The sequence below is a fragment of the Acinetobacter sp. FDAARGOS_558 genome (genome assembly GCF_003937785.1).
Classification (GTDB): domain Bacteria; phylum Pseudomonadota; class Gammaproteobacteria; order Pseudomonadales; family Moraxellaceae; genus Acinetobacter; species Acinetobacter baumannii.
Map to the genome: position 1 here is coordinate 3,420,051 of NZ_RKJH01000001.1, position 20,165 is coordinate 3,440,215.

Consider the following 20,165-nt stretch of genomic DNA (forward strand, 5'->3'; position numbering starts at 1 on the left):
TAAATTCACTAATAAGTTAATGGCTATCTAGAACACCTGTAGTAAACGGTTTAGCTTAAAATTTTTATGAAAGGATATAAGATGAAAACGGTTCAACTCGACCAATTAAAACAACAATTTCCACTCATTCAAACATTACAAGACTATCAAGAAACATTTTGGTTTAATCCTCACCGTTATCCTTTAAATGAAGCATTAGCGAAAGTGGGTCTTACAGAACAGGATGTAAAAGAAGCAGAAGCAAGGCTAGCGCGTTTCGCACCTTATTTGGCAAAAGTCTTCCCTGAAACTCAAGCCCAGCATGGAAAAATTGAATCAGCGCTAGTAGAAATTACGGAGATGCAACAAGGTCTATCGCTACAAAAGCATAAGACACTTACAGGGAAACTTTGGCTGAAAAAAGATAGCCATTTACCTATTTCGGGTTCAATCAAGGCACGTGGTGGTATTTATGAAGTATTGGCCCATGCTGAAAAATTAGCCATTGAGGTAGGGCTTCTCAAGCTAGAAGATGATTACAGTAAATTAGACCAAGACTCATTCCGAACATTTTTTTCCAAATATCAAATTGCAGTAGGTTCTACCGGTAACCTTGGTTTATCAATCGGTATTATGAGCGCGAAGCTTGGGTTTAGAGTGTCCGTACATATGTCTGCCGATGCAAGACAATGGAAGAAAGATAAGCTACGTTCACTTGGTGTAAATGTGGTGGAATATGCCAGTGATTACGGAGTTGCTGTAGAAGAAGGACGTAAGGCAGCCGAACAGGACCCATTTTGTTTTTTTATTGATGATGAGAATTCGACTACTTTATTTTTAGGTTATGCAGTTGCAGGTTTGCGTTTAAAACAACAGTTTGAACAAAAGCAAATTAAAGTCGATGCAGATCACCCCTTATTTGTATATTTGCCATGCGGAGTAGGGGGCGGTCCTGGTGGGGTGAGCTTTGGGTTAAAACTTGCTTTTGGTGAGCATGTACATTGTATATTTGCAGAGCCTACCCATTCTCCGTGTATGTTACTTGGTGTTTATACAGGCCTACATGATCAGATTTCAGTAAATGACATTGGTTTAGATAACTTCACTGCGGCAGATGGGTTAGCTGTTGGCCGTGCTTCTGGTTTTGTCGGACGTGCTATGCAGCAGTTAATTGACGGTTACTACACCATTCATGATGAATGTTTATATGAACTCATTGCGCTTTTAAATCAAACTGAAAATATTCAAGTTGAGCCCTCGGCAGCGGCAGGCATGATGGGGCCATATTATGTGCAAACTACTCCTGATTATTTGGCTTTGCATCAATTGTCAGCTGAAAAGTTACAACATGCGACACATGTGGTATGGGCGACAGGAGGAGGAATGGTTCCACCTGATGAAATGCAGAAGTATTTAACGCATAGCCAAAGCAATTAATTGCACAAAAAAGCCCAATTCTAAAATTGGGCTTTCAACTTCATTATTTTTTAGAAAATTTCCTAAATGGAAGTTTCTCGGCTGCAAAGCCATAGATGGCTGCAAAAGGAAGAGCTGTACGTGCCAAATAAGCCACACGCCATAAACCGCCATGGTTAGCCCCCTCCATCATCAACTCTAGAGGATGGTCGAGTACGGTTTCAGGGTTTGCGACAGAAGAATCATTTCTTAAGTCATGAATCCATAACGCCGCCATAATCGCATTCGTGGTTTCTGGACTAAATGCTTCTACATCAAAAAGTTCTGCGCCATTAAAAGCAGCTTTAAGGAGCGGATTCTTTGTGACCGAATGAGTTGTGGTAGATGGTGCAATATTAATACTTACACGTTGACCTTGATGACGGGCAAGTGTCGCACGCCATTGTTGAATACGTTTTGCCAAAGCGTAGTTTGGCCCTTGTTCAACTACCAAACAGTCTGCAATACCATAAGTTTTGCCATTTTCGCTAGTAATCAAATCTTGATAAGGTGCTTGGAAAAAACGTTTGAGTGAGAGTGTAGAAACACCTTTCACAGCCATTTTTTGTAGTTGTGAACGAGATTTAAATTTCTCTTGAGCAGCTTCTGCAACTTCTTTTGGTACTGCATAAACATCGGTTGGTGTGCACATAAACATTAAGCTGGTATCAGGTTTATGTTCACTCACATATTGCATAATACTGTCCATTGCCATAGAAACACGGACATGTTTTTCTCCGTCTAAATAAGCAATAGCAGCCAAGTCTAATTTTTGAGGAAATTGAACTAACCACTGGGCAATTTCTGGTATTTGCGTTAATAAATTGGCACCCAATTTATCTCTCAATGCTGAAGCTTTTGCCGACGAGTCAATTTTTTCAATACTTGGTGCAATAAGCGTTGCGTTTCCTTGCTGGATTGTATTTAGAATTTTCCCCCAAACTCGTGGGTTTGGTAAATCTATTGCAACAATATTCGCTTTCCATTTTGCTAGCCAAGGTAATGGTCCTGCTTCTGAGGCTGCACCAAATAACACCATCGTACGGTCAGATAAATCAAACCATTCAGGATGAGCAGCAGCTTCACGTAAAGCCGTAGCATGGCTTGGTTCAATAATACCTGCATTTTCCCATTTTTGAATTTGGTCAAGTAAGCTTTGCCCGCTCAGTTTTTGGCCTTTATATGGAACATACCATTCTGGTGCAGCTTCACTTTCGCCTTTAAATCTTACTGTATTTAAAGGAGTAGAAGTGGGGATGTGTAGAGCATCTTTTAAAAGATAGTGTTTACCATCGCGGTAATAATCAAAAAGATGATGAGCCTTATGCAATCCCTGTTTTGCAATGGTAATTGGATTATTGCTGTTAGTAATTCCGTGCTTAACAAGTGCCTTAAAGTAAATAGGATAATTTTTTCGCCAATTTTTTTCAGCCAAAATCTGTTGAGCAGTTTTATTATCTACAATAGATAAAGCTTCTGACAAAATCTCTTGGCCTGTAAGAGACGTGCTTTGCTTTTTTATCGAGGCGTGAATCGGAAATTGTAGACCTTCGGCTGAACTCTGGCTGGACATAAAATATCTCGCTTGTACGATAAGGTTAATATACAGGTGTATACATTATCTATGCCAACGAAAAGAAACGTGTGGCAATAACTGCCAAAATAAAATTCAATATTTTTGTGATGAATATAAGATGAGTCATTTTTTATGATAATTACATCGCATTTTACCTTCATTTTTTTTCACATTTTTAGAACATTTTTATAGACTTACGTTACATAAATAGTTATTTTGTATAGAGCGAATTCATCAGGTTTGACCTGAAGGTAAAATGATCAAAATGTATCAATAAAAAGATACAACGATGAGTAAAAACTAGACTTTTTTATTAAATGATCAGAAAAGTCAAACGAAATAAGAAAGAATTGGGGTGAAACTAGATAGAAGACAACGTAAGATTGTCTTTTAAAAATCTTGGGGATATGGTGATTTTTTACACCATAATTTTCTAGTTTCATCCCATCTAATTTTGGGCTGGAACCCTCCATTTCGGTATTCAGTTCATCATTTAATAGAAGTCTCTATCTAATGACTTTAAAAGAGTACTTCTAACAACGTCCTTTTTTCGCCTGTCCAGGTGGGCAAAAACCTCCTGGGTGTCCGTAATACGGAGAGTCAGGATCAATCACAATACTACCCTCAGGTGTATGTACTGCACAGGCTGATAATGACATTGTGAAAATTGCTGCGGCACAAAGAAGTAAAGTTTTCATGTTGTTCTCGCTTTTTTATCATTCTCCCTTTTACTATAGAAATGTTTTGATTATATTTCGATCAGTTTTTGGTTAAAAAATATCTTTTAGCAGCTAAATTAAGAAGAAATTAAGGAGAGCGTAAAATCGTTCTAAAACCCACATGGGTAGCGGCTAAATCAAAATCTTGGGGATAGCGGCTACTATTACGATAACGTGAGCAGTAATTTTCAGCACATAAAAACGATCCACCTTTAATCACATATTGAGTACTGCTCATTTCTTGTTGTCTTAAAGCAGAATAATTACCCATGTGCTGGTCATGCGCACCTTGATAAGGAGATGATGTCCACTCCCAAACATTTCCAATCATATCGAATAGTTTAAAACCGTTAGGTTTAAAACATCCGACAGGAGCAATACCAGTAAAATGATCTTGGTTCAGATTTTCAAAAGGAAATGCACCTTGCCAGTAATTCGCTTGTGGGTGCTGGTGCTCATCGGTAGGTGCTTGATGTAAAGGAGTATCAGTTGGTGAGTTTGCTTTAGCGGCATATTCCCATTCAAGTTCTGTGGGTAAATCACGTCCTAGCCAAACTGCATAATGTTCAGCATCATTCTTAGTCACGTAGCGTACAGGTTCATGAGGATTAGGAAGAGCACCATTTTTGCCGTTTGGTGTTTTCCATGTATATCCTGTCTTAAGTTGCCACCATTGCTGAGGATGATGTGGGTCTGGAGAAAAAACAGCAGCTTGTTTTTGTTTTTCAGCATCGGTGATATAACCAGTTGCCTTCACAAAACTCGCGAACTGAGCAACAGTGACTTCAGTTTGATCAATCCAGAAACCTTTAACTTCCCGTTGTTTTTTTCCAAAGTTAAGTTCATCTGGATAAGCTTTTTCAGAACCAAAATTAAAATGCCCATCTGGAATGAATACCATGCCTGCGGTTGTATTTTTAAGCCAGCCTGTAGGAAGTCCGGTATAGCTCTTACACTGTTCAATGGAACCCAAAGCAGCCGATTGAATGGCATGCTTTGGTAAAACCGTTTTAGTGTCAGCGTTATGTTCAGACTTGCTACAGCCTGTGATGAACAACAGGCTGATTGTAGTACTTAAAACCAGTTTCAATTTCATTTGGCGTTATATTCCTGTACGCCATTTTGTTCAGTGTATTTTTGATAAACCGCTAATAGCTCTTGAACTTTTGCAGGGTAAAGCTGCGCGACATTGTGATTTTCTCCACGATCAGTGGCAATGTTATAGAGCTCCCAAGAACCTGTTTCTAATTCAGGGCGACCTTGAAGTGCGATTTTCCATTCACCCTGTTTTGCATATTTACTACCATGCAATTCATCGGCAAAACTGAAATTGGCAGGGTGTATCGTTTGTGATTTATTTTCAAGTACAGACTTCCAAGAATAACCGCTTGGCGTATTAATGGTTCGGCCTTTATATTGCCCTTGAGGTACTGGAATATGAGCATAATCTAATAATGTTGGAAAAACGTCGAGTACCGATGCAAAGCTATGATTGGTTTCTTCAGCTTTCTTTTGGTTTGGTAATTTCACAATAGCAGGAGCGGTAGTTGCACCTTCACCAGCTGTATCTTTCCATAAATGGAAAGGTGCTGCACTGACCTCGGCCCAACGTGGACCAATGTAATGATAAGAAGTAGGGGTACCTACATTTGCTACAGAATTATCAAAGCCTGATTCACTACCATAGCTTCCGCGAACAAAACCTTCTGCGCCATTATCAGAAACAAAGAAAATTAAAGTGTTGTCGTAAAGATTATTTTGTTTGAGATATTGAATAATTCTGCCTACATTGGCATCAAGATTTTCTACCATGCCTGCGTAGATTTCCATTTTGCGAGCTTCAAGCGCTTTTTGTTCAGCTGTTAACTCATTCCACTTGCCATATTTTTGTGGTGCGTTTTGAGTTGCAATTGGTTCTGCAGCCTCAAAGTTTACTGGAATAATTCCAAGCTGTTTTTGGCGTGCAATACGAGCGTTACGGATAGCATCGTAACCAACGTCATAAACGCCACGATATTTTTCACGGTATTCTGCTGGCGCTTGTATAGGCCAGTGGGGTGCTGTGTAGGCTGCATAGGCAAAAAATGGTTTACCACTATTTTTGCCTGACTCTAAATAGCTCAGCAATTTGTCGGTAAAATAATTGGTCGAGAAAAAGTCATCAGGCAATGCTGAAACAGGAATAATTTTCCCATCTTCGGTATAGGTTGAATTTCGCTTAAACGCACTTGGAGCTTGTTTAAAGTGGTGGTCTAAACCTTGTAATAAGGTAAATGAATGATCAAAACCTTTAGCATGTGCATTGGTTTCAGGTGTTAATCCCAAATGCCATTTACCGCTAATATAAGTTCGATAACCATTATCTTTGAGCACCTGAGCAATCGATAGTGAGCGTTCATTTAAATAGCCTTCGTAGCCAGGCTGTCCTTTTAAATGGTCCGGGGTAAGTTCTGCCATAGCACCTATACCAGCCAAGTGGTGATCAGTACCAGAAATGAGTTGTGAACGAGTAGGCGAGCATGTAGGTGCAGTGTGATAGTCAGTTAAAATTCGGCCTTCTTGCGCTAAACTATCAATGTTTGGGGTATGAATTTCGCCACCAAAAGCTCCTAAATCTGAATAGCCTAAGTCATCGGCCATAATGAATAAAATATTCGGCTGCTTTGGTGTACTTACTGCAGTTTCTTGTGAATCATTATCGTTACATCCAGCTAAAGATAAGCTAAATAAAGCAATGGAAAGACTAGATAGAAGAGCTTTGTACTTCATTGTATCATCTGAATTATTAAAAGAATTGTGCTTGAGTTTAATCAGATGGTTTTTGCAATCAAAACAAGGAATTGATCAAAGAAAATCAGAAAAATATCTGAGAATTTATCTTGATAAATAAATGAGAAAAAAAGAAAAGCCCATATTGGGCTTTTCTCAAAAATATGGATTTAAAAAGGTAGGCGAGTAAGTTGATCTAAGAAATGAGGAATCACTCTTGGCTCAATCAAAATCGTTACAATTACGCCGTAAGCTGCCCCCCATAAATGTGCACTATGGTTAATATGACTATTACCACGTTTACCTGCCCAAATACTATAAGCAACATAGAGAACTGCAAAAATAATAGCTGGCACAGGGATGAAAAATACAAAAATCAGCTTCCACGGCTGAAATAAAATATAGGCAAACAGAACAGCAGATACGGCTCCTGAAGCACCTAGACTTGCCCAGTTTGCATCATTTTTATGTTGTAGGTAGCTTGGCAAGATCGCAAAAATTAATCCGCCTAAATAGAACAGCACAAAACCCATGTCATAAAAATATTGGCGATAAAAACTTTCGATGATGCTGCCAAAGAAAAATAGGGTAATCATATTAAAGAGCAAATGAGTACCATCTGCATGGATAAAACCATGAGTAATGAATCGATCAAATTGTCCACGTTGCATTGCAGGCGGCCAGAAGATCAGACGGTTCATGACATTTTGATTGCTAAAAGCAAGTAAAGACACAATGACCGTAATAATAATAAGAGTAATGGTGTGATTAAACGGCAAATGCAACATAAGAAATATTTAAAAATGATCAATACTGATGGCAATAATGCCATTAAAAATACAACTTGAAACCCTGTTGTGTATAAATCCGACAAATTTAGTTGATTTTTTTTAAATCTACCTCATCTTCGGTTAATATAAAGGCATCAGCTTGAGGAATATTGTTATGTCGACTGAGAACACCAACACTGCTGTTGCAGAAGAAATTCCGAACCTTTTGATTACACCATCTGCACAAGAGTATTTGCACGAATTATTGGCGAAGCAAAATACTCCGGGAATTGGCGTTCGAATTTTTGTTGAACATCCGGGTACACCACGTGCAGAGTGCTGTATGGCATATAGTGCACCAGAAGAAGTGGTGCCGACGGATTATAAACAGGACTATCCTGATTTCCCTGCATATATTGATGCGCCGTCTATCCCTTATCTTTTAGACGCGGTTATTGACTACAACAAAGATCGTTTTGGTGGTCAGTTAACTTTCCGTGCTCCAAACTCTAAAGTGCCGCGCGTAGGGCCTGATGCATCAATTGAAGAGCGTATTACCTATGTACTTCAAGCAGAAATTAACCCGGGTCTTGCAGGACACGGCGGTAACTGTAGCTTAGTTGAAGTGCAAGATGACCCTGAACACGGGCTTACTGCTGTATTGAAATTTGGTGGCGGTTGCCAAGGTTGTTCAGCAATTGATGTGACTTTAAAACAAGGTGTTGAAACAACCTTGAAAGAACACATTCCTGAACTACAACGTGTGGTTGACCAAACAGACCATACACAAGCAGAAGGTGCTTATTTCAAATAATTAAATTATTTGAAAAGTAAAATAAAAAAGCCTCGCAATGAGGTTTTTTTATTATTCAATATAAATAATGATAATTATTATCAATATCATTTGTAATTTTATTTATCTTTGTTACAATGCGAAACTGAAAATGAGAGATGTTTAATAAATCAATATATTGGGAATACTTATGTCGAAGCGTATTATCCAGTCAGTGCTTTCTGTTTCAGTACTGGCAAGTATGATGTCTATGGCTTTTGCTGCACAAAATGAGCAAGAACAAGCTGAACAAACATTAGAAAAGCCTGCTGAACCTGTGAAATTGGAAACAATTTTTGTAACAGCAGAAGAGCAAGTGAAGCAATCGCTCGGTGTATCGGTTATTACCAAAGAAGATTTAGAAAAACTACCAGTTCGTAATGATATTTCTGACTATGTACGTCGTATGCCAGGTGTCAACCTGACAGGCAATAGTGCTACAGGGCAGCGTGGTAATAATAGACAAATTGATATTCGCGGAATGGGCCCTGAAAACACGCTTATTTTAGTGGACGGTAAACCAATTAACTCTCGTAATTCAGTCCGTTATGGCTGGAAAGGAGAGCGTGATACACGAGGCGACTCAAACTGGGTACCAGCAGAAGCCATCGAGTCGATTGAAGTTTTACGCGGACCAGCAGCTGCTCGATATGGTTCTGGTGCGGCAGGTGGGGTGGTTAACATCATTACTAAAAAAGTAACGAATGAAACTCATGGTTCAGTAGAGTTCTATACTTCACAGCCTGAAGACTCCAAAGAAGGTTCATCAAATCGTGTTGGTTTTAACGTAAGTGGGCCACTAATTAAGGACGTTTTATCTTATCGTTTATATGGTAATTATAATAAAACAGAAGCTGACGATGTTGATATTAATAAATCAATTGGTAGTACCGCAGCTGGCCGTGAAGGTGTTAAAAATAAAGATATTTCAGGCCGTTTAGCTTGGCAGGCAACAGACCAGCAAACTGTCTTGCTCGATATTTCTTCTAGCAAACAAGGTAATATTTATTCTGGTGACTCTCAGTTAAATGCAAATGCTGAAGCGGATGCGATTCTTTCACAGCTGATTGGTAAAGAAACCAATACCATGTATCGTGATAGCTATGCATTAACGCACGAAGGTGATTGGTCTTGGGGTAAGAGTAAGTTAGTTGCTCAATATGATAAGACCCATAACAAACGTCTACCTGAAGGCTTGGCGGGAAGTGTAGAAGGAAAAATTAATAATCTTGATGATAAAGCCACTTCGCGTTTAGAAACTCTTCGCTTTAACGGCGAGGCTAATATTCCTTTTGAATACTATTTACCCCAAGTATTAACTGTAGGTACCGAATGGGTTGAAGACAGATTTAAAGATAATGTCTCGACAACTCAAGGTAAAGACAGCAGTGGTTCAGGTTATGGCGATCAATTAGCGAAAGGTGATCGTAGTAAAATGGAGTCACGTATTGCTTCTGCATATATTGAAGATAACCTGAAAGTTACAGACAGCACAGATGTTGTATTAGGTTTACGTTTTGATGACCATAGTAAATCTGGTTCTAATTGGAGCCCAAGCTTAAATATTACTCCTCTGTACACGACAAAAATAGATAGCTCATTGAAATAATGTCACAATAATTGTTTTCTAACGACGAATACTATGACACATCTCAATGAGTTATATCTTATCTTAAACAAATCTCTAAAATGGAACAAGTCACATTTAAAGTGCTTTGCGCTCATCATGCTTGTGATTATTTTAAAGCAAACATGTAATCTTTCTTCTGCATCTAAAGCCTTGCCCATCAAGTGTTTACCACAATCATTTTATCGACGTATGCAGCGCTTCTTTGCAGGTCAGTATTTTGATTATCGTCAAATTTCTCAGTTGATTTTCAATATGTTTTCATTCGACCAAGTGCAACTGACTTTAGATAGAACCAATTGGAAATGGGGAAAACGAAATATTAATATCCTGATGCTCGCAATCGTTTATCGTGGAATAGCGATACCTATCCTTTGGACATTGCTTAATAAACGTGGAAATTCAGATACGAAAGAGCGTATTGCTTTGATTCAACGCTTTATAGCCATTTTTGGTAAAGACCGTATTGTGAATGTGTTCGCAGACAGAGAGTTTATCGGTGAGCAGTGGTTTACATGGTTAATTGAACAAGACATCAACTTCTGCATTCGTGTTAAAAAAACTTCATTGTCACCAATCATTTAGGAAAGAATCATAAAATTAGTGATTTATTTCGCCATCTTAAAGTTGGTCAAATTGAATGTCGTAAACGACGGATTTTGGTTGGTCGGGTGAAACTATATATAAGTGCACTACAGTTAGAAAATGGAGAGCTTTTACTCGTCGTTTCTCCTCAGTTTAATGCCAATGCTATTCAGGATTATGCATTACGCTGGGAAATTGAAACCTTATTCAGTTGTCTCAAAGGACGCGGGTTTAATCTTGAAAATACGCGCTTGACAGACCCTAGACGAGTGAAAAAATTGATTGCGGTGTTAGCTATAAGCTTCTGTTGGTGTTACTTAACGGGTGAATGGCAACATAATCAAAAAAAAGCGATAAAAATAAAGAAGCATGGACGACTCTCAATGAGTTTATTTCGCTATGGTTTAGACTATGTTCAAATGGCGATTCAGCGTTTAATTGGTTTTGGGAAAAAAGAAGAGTTTAAGGAAATTTTGGCAATTTTAAGAAAGCAGAATCCTGATAGGATAAGGGTTCTGTGAAATTTGTCGTGTACAGAGATATTACTCAAAAACTCAATGATTATTTCACTTTAAAAGGTGGGGTAGCAAAAGCTTATAAAGCACCAAATATGTATCAAAATGCCGAAGGGTATTTATTAAGTACAAATGGCAATGGCTGCCCTGCTAATATTGAGTCGCGTTGTTTATTACAAGGTAATGGTGATTTAAAACCTGAAACATCGGTAAACAAAGAGCTCGGTATTCAGTTCCAAAAAGATATCGTGAATGCGAGCTTAACTTGGTTCCGTAATGATTATAAAGATAAGATTGTTGCGGGTACTCATGTTGTTGGAACAGTTGATGGCTCAAGTACAAATGCAAATACAGGAGCTGTGACCAATACGAAGTGGAATATTTTGCGTTGGGAAAATACGCCTAAAGCCTTAATTCAAGGTTTTGAAGGAAGTTTGGGATTAGATTTCGGTGATATTCGCTGGACTAATAACTTTACCTACATGATGGACTCGAAAGACAAGCAAACTGGGAATCCATTATCTTTAGTTCCAATCTATACAATTAACTCAATTTTTGATTATGACATTACTGATCAATTGGATGTAAATTTTGTATTTACTCAATATGGTCGTCAAAAATCACGTCAATTTGCAGAGAATAGACTTGAATCCGGTATAGGTTCAGGAGGTGCGAATTCTGCGCTTAAGCCAAGTACGGTAAAAAGTTATAGTACCGCTGGTATTAATGTTGGTTATAAGTTTTCAGACCAAATTAGTACGCGTGTTGGTGTGAGTAATCTGTTTGATAAACAAATTTTAAGAGACAGTAATTCTATTAGCCAAACTTATAATGAGCCAGGTCGGGCTTATTACGCATCTTTAAAATATTCTTTTTAATCAATAAAATAATAAAGGCGCTTTAAGCGCCTTTATTATTTAAAATCTCTAATGCTTTTTCAGAATAATAAAACTTCTCTAAGTACACACGGGCACGACGTCTTAAATGTCCTGTTGTGACTAATTGTTGTAGTACGGGTACAAGCAATTCGGTGAGTTCATGCTTCACTAAATTTTCGTCAATATTAAGATCACGGAGCAACAAATCAAAATTACGTTCCTGATTACGTACATACCAAGTATAGATACCATCATGTACTTGCTGTTTTAGATAATCAGTTTGACGAATGTGGTCCCAGATTTCATGTCCTAGGCCAACAGTTTTTGTTAAATCTTGAACTTCTATATAGTTTTTTAAAACAGAAAGTGGCGAGGTTTTAACTTTATGCCAAACATTTGCCTGAAAATGGTAGAGCTTATCATTGTCAAAATGTTGGTTTAAAACACGCTCACTCATCTGGCTGAGTTTTAAAATATTCTTTTGCAAGTAATGGTTAATGGTATCGTCAAGATTAGAGTCGGTTACTGTTTCTAATACAGATTTGCCCATCTTCATAAAACGACCTACACCAGGCACGCGTTTTGACATAGATTCATCTAAATAATCATGCATTGTTTGCTGAATCAATTGAGTCAACAGTGCTGAAAAGGCAGGGTTATTCACAATTGTTTTAATGAGTTTTTTACGGTGCTCTTCTTTACTAGCAACGTATTGTGCAATTCGATCAATGGTTAAAACAGGAATAACGTCTTCAACAGTTGCGGTGTCATTTGCAGGATGGATCAGTGCAAAGCGGATATGCTCCGCAATCTGTTCAATAAGAAAATCCGAAGCGGGTGTGTCTAAAATCTGCTTTTGAATGAGCCGTTGAACCTGTTCAAACGTCCAAAGGTGTTGTAATTGTCGACTCCCCAACCAATGATAAAACTGCTCAAACTCTTGTTGGATCACCTGAGCCTGAGCAAACTGCTCATCTAAAAAATCTAGATGAGCTTCAATAAGTTTTTCAATCATGGGTTGGGTAGACATAAGGTCTCACAAGTCGGAAGTTTTATTTAAGGTGTTGTCGTTTTTGACGACTGGTTTGTTTCTACTTTCAGTAAAAATGGTACGTATTGTTGGATAACCAACTGTTCAGCTTCCAAAATTGGCATATGGCCTACGTTTTCTAAGATAACTGGAGGCTGGGCATTTTTTAAAAGCCGTTTTAGCTCGTTTGCTACTTCTACATTAATAATTTTATCCTGTTTACCCCATAAAATGAGTGTAGGGGCGTCAATCGTTTTAGTAAGTACGGCAAAAGAATCTGGGGTATAGACTTTATTGAGTGCGATCAATTGATCAACCAGTTTCTGGGTTTGAGGTGCTTGATTAATCATCAGTTTTTCTTGAGCTTGCAGGAACTCTTTCGGAATAAACGGAGGATTAAACATGGTTTGTTTTAATAAATAATTAAAATCACCTTTTTTAGAGACTAAAAGTTGTTTTAGATAGGTTGGATCTTTTAGATAAATTGTGTTGGCAGAACGGAAAATACCACCGCTATCGACTAAAAATAGACTTTTGGTTTCAAATGGATATTGTCCAGCATAGAGTAGGGCAATTGATCCGCCGAGTGAGTGCCCAGCAATATGAATTGGGCCTTTTAAATTGGCGGCTTCAACAAAGCGACGTAATTTTTCAGCTAAGTTTGGAACTGAATAATCAAAGTCTTGTGAAACGATAGTTTCGCCACTGCCCGGTAAGTCAGGAATAATAACGTGATAATTTGTCGTGAGATAATGGGCAACTCGGTTCCAGTTATCTCGACTGCCCGCTAGGCCATGAATGAGTAGTAAAGTTGGCTTTGTGCTAGAGCCACCTTCACTATATGACCAAGTGATATCGCCCACCTTTAGGCTTTTGCTTTGCAGTCCTGCCCAGTTACGTTCCTGCTGTAATATTGTTTGAAAGCTGACATCAATATTATCGGCTGCCTGCGCTTGAGAAATGCTCATGACTGACAATAAGCTACAAGCCAAAGTCAGTGCAGTAGCAGTTTTTTTCATAGAGGCTTTAATTGATGCGGACAGCCTTGTCATAGATTTCATCCTTGATGCTTAAGCGAGTTTGAAAAATTATTGAAAAACTTTGCCAATGAGTCATTTGCCAAACGTTTGGAATCAAGAAAATTATAGTCAATCTATAAACTAAAGTATGTCTATTTTTTCACTAAACAGTAGGTAATTGTGCGGTGATCTTCCTTATAAAACTAATTAAAGTTTTAAAAAATTTTCCTGAAAAAGGATTTATTTTTTGTCAGTGACATTCAAATTTTGACACATTAAAATGATTTCTAACCTTGAAAAAACAATGGAAATATAAAATGCCTACTGCGCAAGAAGTTTTAGATCGTTTGAAAGCAGGTAATCAACGATTTGTAAATGGAAATACTTCCCTTGCAAAAACCTTATCACATCATGAACGCGCTGAAATGGCAAAGGATCAAAATCCATTTGCAATTGTATTAGGCTGTTCAGATTCTCGTGTACCAGCAGAAATGGTATTCGATCAAGGTCTTGGTGACTTATTCGTAATCCGTGTTGCTGGTAATGTTGTTGCACCTTCACAAGTTGGTAGTGTTGAGTTCGCGGCAGAACGTTATGACTGTCCGGTTGTAGTTGTATTAGGACACAGCCATTGCGGCGCGATTCAAGCGACAATTGATACGTTGATGAACCCTGAGCACCCGCCATCTTCTAACTTAATGTCGATTGTGAACCGTGTTCGTCCATCAGTTGAGATTTTAATGCAGACTGATTTAAAAAATGACTTGAAAAAACTCTCATGTCATGCGGTGCGTTCAAACGTATTTGCTTCGGTAAACCAATTACGTCATGGTTCGGCTGTATTAGAAAATCTAATTGCAAAAGGTGAACTGATTGTCGTTGGTGCTGAATATTCGCTAGAAACTGGTGAAGTTACTTTCTTTGACTTCTGATCATAATAAAAATATTTAAAACTAAAAGGTGCCTATAGGGCACCTTTTATGTATGGGTAAGCTAAATTCAGTAATTTTGATTGTGCTTGGGCATTTGGATGAATCAAGTCATTTTGCATTAGTTGCTTTTGCCCAGCGACGCCATCAAGAAAAAAGGGTAGCAATTTCACCTGATATTTTTGACTTACAGTTTTGTAGTTATTTTCGAATGCTTTGCTATAAGCCGTGCCATAATTGGGCGGAATCTTCATACCAAAAAGAATAACCTTGGCTTTTTGCTTCTGGCTTAATTGAATGAGCTGAGACAGATTTTTTTGAATCATTTGTGGTGGTTGACCACGTAAGCCATCATTCCCGCCTAATTCAATAACAACTACCTCGGGTTTATAAGTTTGTAAAAGTTTTGGTAATCGTGCCAAAGCACCGCTAGTGGTTTCCCCACTCACACTTGCATTGACCACTTTATGTTGTTTGGGATACTGTTGATCTAAACGTTTTTGTAGTAATTGTACCCAACCTTGTTTAGGGTCTATTCCATAACCGGCACTGATACTATCTCCTAAAATTAAAATAGTTTTTGCCGAGACGAACATGGGCAACATGCTCAATGAGATGAGCAAGAGACTTTTAGAACCAAACAAATAAGATTTATACATTTGTGTTTCGACCCGAATACTCAATATATAGGACTGTTCACATCATGCCACAACCTATCATTGCTGCCCATCAAGTTACACAAACTATTCAGATTAACCAAAATCAATTTACGATTTTAAAAAATATTGATTTAGAGATTTATGAAGGGGAGCAGGTAGCAATTACAGGACGTTCTGGTTCAGGAAAATCAACTTTACTGGGTATTTTAGCGACTTTAGACCAACCCTCTGAAGGTGAGGTGTGGTTATGTGGTCAGGCGGTTCATGAGTTAACAGAAGAGCAACGTGCCCAAATCAGAATGCACCATATTGGTTTTGTATTTCAGTCTTTCCAGCTTTTGCCACAGTTAAGTGCCCTTGAAAATGTGATGTTACCGCTTCGGTTACGTAAAGACTTTGATTATAAAACAGCTGAACAAAAAGCCTTAGATTGGCTGCATCGGGTAGGATTAAGCCGTCAAGCTGAACAAACGCCTAAGGTCTTATCTGGCGGCGAGCAACAACGTGTGGCAATTGCTCGGGCTCTCATTGCCGAGCCACAAATTATTTTTGCCGATGAACCCACCGGAAACCTTGATGGCCAAACCGCACAAGAAATTGAAACCCTTCTTTTTGATTTAAATCGAGAGCTTGGTACCACCCTTATTTTGGTCACACATGATCGTAATTTGGCAGCACTTTGCCAACGACATGTCGAGTTAGATGATGGCCGACTAAAGACGGTACAGGGTGGTTAAACTATGCGTAATCTTCTCAAACCACTTTTGTTACAAAGCTTTCGTACCGGAGGCTTATATTTACTTATTATTGCGCTTTCACTTGCGATCAGTGCAACCACTGCTCTTAAGTTTAGTAATGACCAAGTTAAAAATGCGGTAAGTCTACAAGCAGCGCAAATGTTAGCAGCAGATTTGGTTCTGTCGAATAATGAACCTATAGACGCAAAATGGCAAAAAAGGGCAGATCAGCTTGGCTTAAAGCAGACTAATGTGACCATGTTTAGTTCAATGGCACATACTCAAGATCAGTTTGTCATGGTCAATGTAAAAGCAATAGAACCTGCATTCCCATTAAGAGGAAAGCTTGAGATTGAGCCTAGGGCGCGTGGTATCCAACCAGGTGAAGTATGGCTAAGTCAAAGGGCAGCCGATTTACTTAAAGTTAAACTAGGCGATATGGTATCTATTGCAGATGCGGCATTTCGCTTTAGTGGCGTGATTGTGCGAGATTCAAATCAAGAACTTGGTTTTTCTGGTTTTTCGCCTACTGTCATTATTCATCAAGCAGATATTGCTAAAACTCATGCAATTCAAACTGGTAGTAGAATCGATTATCGACAGTTAATGTCTGGTCAGCCTGAACAGGTTCAGTCATTTTCAAGGCAATTTAAGCAACAGCATCAACCTGCAAATGAACAGGAAGAAACCATAGGGTTACGTTTACGCGATGCCAGTGAATCAAATAGCAGATTATTACGTCCGTTAGAAAACCTAGATACCTTTTTGCAATTGGCCAATATTTTAACGATTTTATTGTGTGGTATCGCCATTGCTTTAACAAGTCAAAGATATGTTCAGCAAAACCAAGATCACATTGCTTTAATACGTTGTTTAGGTGCGAGTAAGTTTCAAATTTTATGGGCCTATATCGGGTTACTTTGTGTAGTCAGTGCAATTTCGATTGTGATCGGTAGTCTCTTAGGAATAATGATGGGCTATGGCTTGCTTGAGCTCATGCTACAACTGATTCCACAACTAGAGTTAAGTTTCTCTGTGGTTGGTTTTTTACTTGGTCCCTTACCAATTGCCATTTTTACCAGTGTAATTGTGCTACTTGGATTCATTTTGCCAAGCATTTGGGAGTTGTTAAATACTCCTCCCATCCGTGTTATTCGGGAACAGGCAAAATCCCGAAAATCATTATTCTTTATGTTTTTTGCAGGCATCACTAGCCTTGTTATTTTTAGCTTAGTTTTAAGTGAAAATTTAATGCTCAGTATTTGGGTATTAATAGCGATTATTCTGCTTTGCATTTTACTTTATACCGTCGTCTGGCTATTGCTTCGTACTTTAAAAAAGATGAAAACTCGTTTGTCTTTTTATATTCGTTCACCATCGCAAAGTGCCTTACAAATTACGGCATTGGCTTTAGGGTTAAGTCTTATTACAGTGTTAAGCGTGTTAAGAACAGATTTATTAGAACGCTGGCATCAGCAGTTACCGGAGGGTACACCTAATCAGTTTGTTTATGGCCTACCACCATTTGATTTAAAAGCTTTTGAGCAACAGTTGAAGCAAAATGGTTGGCAAAGCACACCGTTATATCCAAACATTCGTGGGCGATTAGTTGCCAAGAATGATGTTCCTTTTTCAGAAGAAGCCATAAAGCAAAATAATGCTTTACGCCGCGAATTAAATTTAACGCAGTCGAGTGCTTTACCAGATGACAATGTCATTACAAAAGGTCAAGCGGAATTTAATGCAGTAGGCCAAGTTTCAGTTGAGAGTAAAACAGCAGAAAGTTTAGGAATCCAGATTGGTGACAGGCTTACTTTTAGTCTGCCAGAAGGTACCTTGCAAGCTAAAGTTATAAATTTTCGGAGCGTTGAGTGGGAAAGCTTTAGTCCTAATTTTTTCTTTATTTTTTCGCCTAAAACTTTAGATGAAAATGCTGGTAGTTACTTGGGTAGTTTTTATGTGCCTAAGCAAGATCAACCTAAAATGATCCATATGATTCAGCAATTCTCAAATACGGTTTTTATTGATGTTGACCGTATTTTGGATGAAGTAAAGCGCTTAATGAATGTCTTGGTTAAAATTGTGACTGTGCTTGCAGCGTTAGTTGGCTTTTCTGGAATACTTGTTTTAATTGCTTGTTTAAATCTATTAATGGATGAACGCCGTCGGGAAGTGGCTTTGTTGCGTTCATTTGGTCTCTCTAAAAATAAAATGAAGCAGATGCACAGTCTGGAAATTGGTTTTTTAGGTTTGTTAGCAGGCATTGTTGCCTGCTGTTTTGCCGAGGTAATTAGCGCTATTGCAAGTTATAAAATGAATATGGCTTTACAGTGGCATATTGAAATATGGTTGATTTTACCATTTGCCATGATGTTGCTTTGCGCTCTGATTGGCCGATATCGACTCGGTTATCTGTGTAATTTACCGCCACTACAAAGTTTACGTGAGCTGAACCAGATTTAAGTTAGGGGAGTATTTCTGGGTTCTGAATTAAAACCTCATGCCAAAGTGGAAGTAATGGTGAGTTAAGCTGATTACAGTAAACATAGAAGCCGACAGTCATTAAAAGTCCTCCCAATAGACCTAAAAATTTTAGGAGGGTTTTAAATGGAGTGCGGTAGCTTAAATACCAAATCAGTGCGAGTAATGCACCTATAATCATACCGCCGACATGTGCAGCATTATTAATACCTGTGGCAACCAGACCGAATATAAGGTTAATCGCCATAATCATTAATAATGATTTCTTATCAAGTATATAAGCTTGATGAGGCAGCGGCGGAAATAAAGAAAGAACAGTTAATGCTGCACCTAATCCCATCACAGCGCCCGAAGCACCAGCACTGACATGGGGAAGTAAGCTCTGATCAAAATGTTGTAATAATTCATGCCCATTTTGAATATTAATATAACTACTCAAAAGGCTACCAAACAAGCCTGCAAGTAAATACAGACCAATAAAGTATAAACGTCCAAATAAAGCTTCAGCGACATTACCAAAAATATATAAAGCCCACATGTTGAGCATAAGGTGAATAATGCCAAAGTGAAAAAACATGCTGGTAAATAGACGTTCTGGCTGCCCGGAAAAAGTAAGTGGTGTAAAATCTGCACCCCAGTGAAGTGCATCTTTTATAGCTGGGTCACTAATGTCCACTCCAGATATAATTTGCCAGATGAACAAACCTACATTAATCGAGATCAGTAGGGCGGTCAGCCACCAAGCTTGTACATTGAGTTTACGATTAATGTGCGGAGGCTGATATTGAGTCATGCTATGCTTTTGTTATATATGAACATGCTTTACAGCTTAACATGAAAAAAGTTGAATACAGGAGATCAGGACGAACATGAAAGCCTTTATTGTTCGCGTGTTGTTAATTTTTATTGGGGCAATTCTCCTTATTCAGCTTTGGATCTTCTCAAGTTTGGTTTGGTGGCGTACACATGAAGTTGATACCACCATGTTTATGCGAATTGATTATTGGTCAGATCCATCTGAGCCGATCATTCATGAATGGCTTGACTATGATGACATTAGTGACAATTTCAAACATGCAATTTTAGCAGGAGAGGACGCAAAATTTATTCATCATCATGGTTTTGACTGGGATGGTATTCGTTTTGCGCTAGAGCGTAACAATGAGCAAGGAGAGGTTGTTGCTGGTGGTTCTACCGTATCTCAACAACTTGCAAAAAACTTGTTCTTATATAAGAAACGTTCATTTATTCGTAAAGGCCAAGAAACTGTAGCGACATGGATGATGGAGCGCATGTGGTCGAAACGTCGAATTCTTGAGGTGTATATGAACTCTGTTGAATTTGGCAAAAATTTGTATGGCGTTGAAGCAGCAGCCCAATATTATTACGGCAAAAGTGCCAAAAGCTTAACGCGCGAACAAGCTGCTTTTTTAGCCGCGTTATTGCCTGATCCGAAATATTATCAAGATCATCGCAATGATCGTAAACTACAATATAGAAAACGCGTTATTTTACGTTATATGAATAGCACCCAGATTCCTGAATAACACTGTCTTAAAGATGTGTTATTTTTTTAGTTTTTATCAAATTGACATAATTTTGCAG

General features: G+C 38.4%; 16 protein-coding genes and 2 pseudogenes. 9 read left to right on the plus strand and 9 right to left on the minus strand.

Annotated elements, in window-relative coordinates; translation table 11 throughout:
• The first annotated feature begins 81 nt into the window (after positions 1–81).
• Entirely contained in the window at positions 82–1,416 is a 1,335-nt protein-coding gene (locus EGT34_RS16475) for a D-serine ammonia-lyase (RefSeq protein WP_000859905.1), read from the plus strand.
• Between the two features lie 43 nt (positions 1,417–1,459).
• Here the strand turns inward: EGT34_RS16475 and EGT34_RS16480 are convergent, their stop codons facing one another.
• The 5 genes from EGT34_RS16480 to EGT34_RS16500 all read right to left on the minus strand — a co-directional run bounded on the left by EGT34_RS16480 (position 1,460) and on the right by EGT34_RS16500 (position 7,286).
• A complete protein-coding gene (locus EGT34_RS16480; RefSeq protein ID WP_000098380.1) occupies positions 1,460–3,007 on the minus strand; it encodes a hypothetical protein in 1,548 nt (515 codons plus the stop codon).
• A 536-nt stretch (positions 3,008–3,543) separates the two neighbouring features.
• Positions 3,544–3,708 (minus strand): hypothetical protein, encoded by a 165-nt coding sequence (locus EGT34_RS16485; protein ID WP_000854552.1) that lies wholly within the window; start codon positions 3,706–3,708, stop codon positions 3,544–3,546.
• 109 nt (positions 3,709–3,817) lie between these two features.
• Positions 3,818–4,825, minus strand: coding sequence for a formylglycine-generating enzyme family protein (locus EGT34_RS16490; protein ID WP_000769064.1), 1,008 nt, complete (start codon positions 4,823–4,825; stop codon positions 3,818–3,820).
• A complete protein-coding gene (locus EGT34_RS16495) occupies positions 4,822–6,498 on the minus strand; it encodes an arylsulfatase (RefSeq protein WP_000875349.1) in 1,677 nt (558 codons plus the stop codon). The genes EGT34_RS16490 and EGT34_RS16495 overlap by 4 nt, the downstream gene beginning before the upstream one ends.
• 170 nt (positions 6,499–6,668) lie before the next feature.
• On the minus strand, positions 6,669–7,286 hold the full coding sequence (locus EGT34_RS16500) for a rhomboid family intramembrane serine protease (RefSeq protein ID WP_000902940.1): 618 nt from the start codon (positions 7,284–7,286) through the stop codon (positions 6,669–6,671).
• A gap of 157 nt (positions 7,287–7,443) precedes the next feature.
• Here EGT34_RS16500 and nfuA point away from each other — a divergent pair, with 157 nt between their 5' ends.
• The 4 genes and pseudogenes from nfuA to EGT34_RS16520 all read left to right on the plus strand — a co-directional run.
• Positions 7,444–8,082, plus strand: coding sequence for a Fe-S biogenesis protein NfuA (gene nfuA / locus EGT34_RS16505; protein WP_000102721.1), 639 nt, complete (start codon positions 7,444–7,446; stop codon positions 8,080–8,082).
• A gap of 169 nt (positions 8,083–8,251) precedes the next feature.
• Positions 8,252–9,670, plus strand: a pseudogene (locus EGT34_RS16510) (FepA family TonB-dependent siderophore receptor); the annotation flags it as partial.
• 72 nt (positions 9,671–9,742) lie between these two features.
• A protein-coding gene (locus EGT34_RS16515; protein WP_085940648.1) for an IS4-like element ISAba1 family transposase occupies positions 9,743–10,833 on the plus strand; the annotation gives its coding sequence in 2 pieces (ribosomal slippage) (positions 9,743–10,283 and positions 10,283–10,833; 1,092 coding nt in all).
• 17 nt (positions 10,834–10,850) lie between these two features.
• Positions 10,851–11,705: pseudogene (locus EGT34_RS16520) on the plus strand (TonB-dependent receptor domain-containing protein); the annotation flags it as partial.
• Between the two features lie 22 nt (positions 11,706–11,727).
• Here the strand turns inward: EGT34_RS16520 and EGT34_RS16525 are convergent.
• Both EGT34_RS16525 and EGT34_RS16530 read right to left on the minus strand, forming a co-directional pair.
• Positions 11,728–12,735, minus strand: coding sequence for a hypothetical protein (locus EGT34_RS16525; RefSeq protein ID WP_000107261.1), 1,008 nt, complete (start codon positions 12,733–12,735; stop codon positions 11,728–11,730).
• A gap of 26 nt (positions 12,736–12,761) precedes the next feature.
• Positions 12,762–13,787 carry an alpha/beta fold hydrolase gene (locus tag EGT34_RS16530; RefSeq protein WP_000197540.1) on the minus strand — a complete coding sequence of 342 codons (1,026 nt, stop codon included), beginning with the start codon at positions 13,785–13,787 and terminating at the stop codon, positions 12,762–12,764.
• Between the two features lie 284 nt (positions 13,788–14,071).
• On the opposite strand from EGT34_RS16530, the gene EGT34_RS16535 reads away from it, so the two are divergent.
• Complete coding sequence (locus EGT34_RS16535; RefSeq protein WP_001141695.1) at positions 14,072–14,686, plus strand: carbonic anhydrase; 615 nt, start codon at positions 14,072–14,074, stop codon at positions 14,684–14,686.
• Between the two features lie 32 nt (positions 14,687–14,718).
• On the opposite strand, the gene EGT34_RS16540 is transcribed toward EGT34_RS16535, so the two are convergent.
• On the minus strand, positions 14,719–15,342 hold the full coding sequence (locus tag EGT34_RS16540; protein WP_002036590.1) for an arylesterase: 624 nt from the start codon (positions 15,340–15,342) through the stop codon (positions 14,719–14,721).
• Positions 15,343–15,386: 44 nt separating this feature from the next.
• Here EGT34_RS16540 and EGT34_RS16545 point away from each other — a divergent pair, with 44 nt between their 5' ends.
• Positions 15,387–16,079 carry an ABC transporter ATP-binding protein gene (locus EGT34_RS16545; RefSeq protein ID WP_001136101.1) on the plus strand — a complete coding sequence of 231 codons (693 nt, stop codon included), beginning with the start codon at positions 15,387–15,389 and terminating at the stop codon, positions 16,077–16,079.
• Positions 16,080–16,082: 3 nt separating this feature from the next.
• The gene (locus tag EGT34_RS16550; protein WP_001245167.1) at positions 16,083–18,542 is read left to right on the plus strand and encodes an ABC transporter permease; all 2,460 of its coding nucleotides are present in this window, start codon (positions 16,083–16,085) and stop codon (positions 18,540–18,542) included.
• A 1-nt stretch (position 18,543) separates the two neighbouring features.
• Here EGT34_RS16550 and EGT34_RS16555 read toward each other — a convergent pair whose 3' ends face one another.
• Positions 18,544–19,353: a rhomboid family intramembrane serine protease gene (locus EGT34_RS16555; RefSeq protein ID WP_000195949.1), complete on the minus strand. Its 810-nt coding sequence runs from the start codon at positions 19,351–19,353 to the stop codon at positions 18,544–18,546.
• A 76-nt stretch (positions 19,354–19,429) separates the two neighbouring features.
• On the opposite strand from EGT34_RS16555, the gene mtgA reads away from it, so the two are divergent.
• Positions 19,430–20,107 (plus strand): monofunctional biosynthetic peptidoglycan transglycosylase, encoded by a 678-nt coding sequence (gene mtgA / locus EGT34_RS16560; protein WP_000642931.1) that lies wholly within the window; start codon positions 19,430–19,432, stop codon positions 20,105–20,107.
• The last annotated feature ends 58 nt before the right edge of the window (positions 20,108–20,165 follow it).

Coding starts and splice junctions, on each gene's coding strand:
- EGT34_RS16485 (WP_000854552.1), bottom strand. CDS start 3,708: ATGAAAACTTTACTTCTTTGTGCCGCAGCAATTTTCACAATGTCATTA.
- EGT34_RS16525 (WP_000107261.1), bottom strand. CDS start 12,735: ATGTCTACCCAACCCATGATTGAAAAACTTATTGAAGCTCATCTAGAT.
- EGT34_RS16475 (WP_000859905.1), top strand. CDS start 82: ATGAAAACGGTTCAACTCGACCAATTAAAACAACAATTTCCACTCATT.
- nfuA (WP_000102721.1), top strand. CDS start 7,444: ATGTCGACTGAGAACACCAACACTGCTGTTGCAGAAGAAATTCCGAAC.
- EGT34_RS16490 (WP_000769064.1), bottom strand. CDS start 4,825: ATGAAATTGAAACTGGTTTTAAGTACTACAATCAGCCTGTTGTTCATC.
- mtgA (WP_000642931.1), top strand. CDS start 19,430: ATGAAAGCCTTTATTGTTCGCGTGTTGTTAATTTTTATTGGGGCAATT.
- EGT34_RS16495 (WP_000875349.1), bottom strand. CDS start 6,498: ATGAAGTACAAAGCTCTTCTATCTAGTCTTTCCATTGCTTTATTTAGC.
- EGT34_RS16555 (WP_000195949.1), bottom strand. CDS start 19,353: ATGACTCAATATCAGCCTCCGCACATTAATCGTAAACTCAATGTACAA.
- EGT34_RS16530 (WP_000197540.1), bottom strand. CDS start 13,787: ATGACAAGGCTGTCCGCATCAATTAAAGCCTCTATGAAAAAAACTGCT.
- EGT34_RS16540 (WP_002036590.1), bottom strand. CDS start 15,342: ATGTATAAATCTTATTTGTTTGGTTCTAAAAGTCTCTTGCTCATCTCA.
- EGT34_RS16500 (WP_000902940.1), bottom strand. CDS start 7,286: ATGTTGCATTTGCCGTTTAATCACACCATTACTCTTATTATTATTACG.
- EGT34_RS16550 (WP_001245167.1), top strand. CDS start 16,083: ATGCGTAATCTTCTCAAACCACTTTTGTTACAAAGCTTTCGTACCGGA.
- EGT34_RS16535 (WP_001141695.1), top strand. CDS start 14,072: ATGCCTACTGCGCAAGAAGTTTTAGATCGTTTGAAAGCAGGTAATCAA.
- EGT34_RS16545 (WP_001136101.1), top strand. CDS start 15,387: ATGCCACAACCTATCATTGCTGCCCATCAAGTTACACAAACTATTCAG.
- EGT34_RS16480 (WP_000098380.1), bottom strand. CDS start 3,007: ATGTCCAGCCAGAGTTCAGCCGAAGGTCTACAATTTCCGATTCACGCC.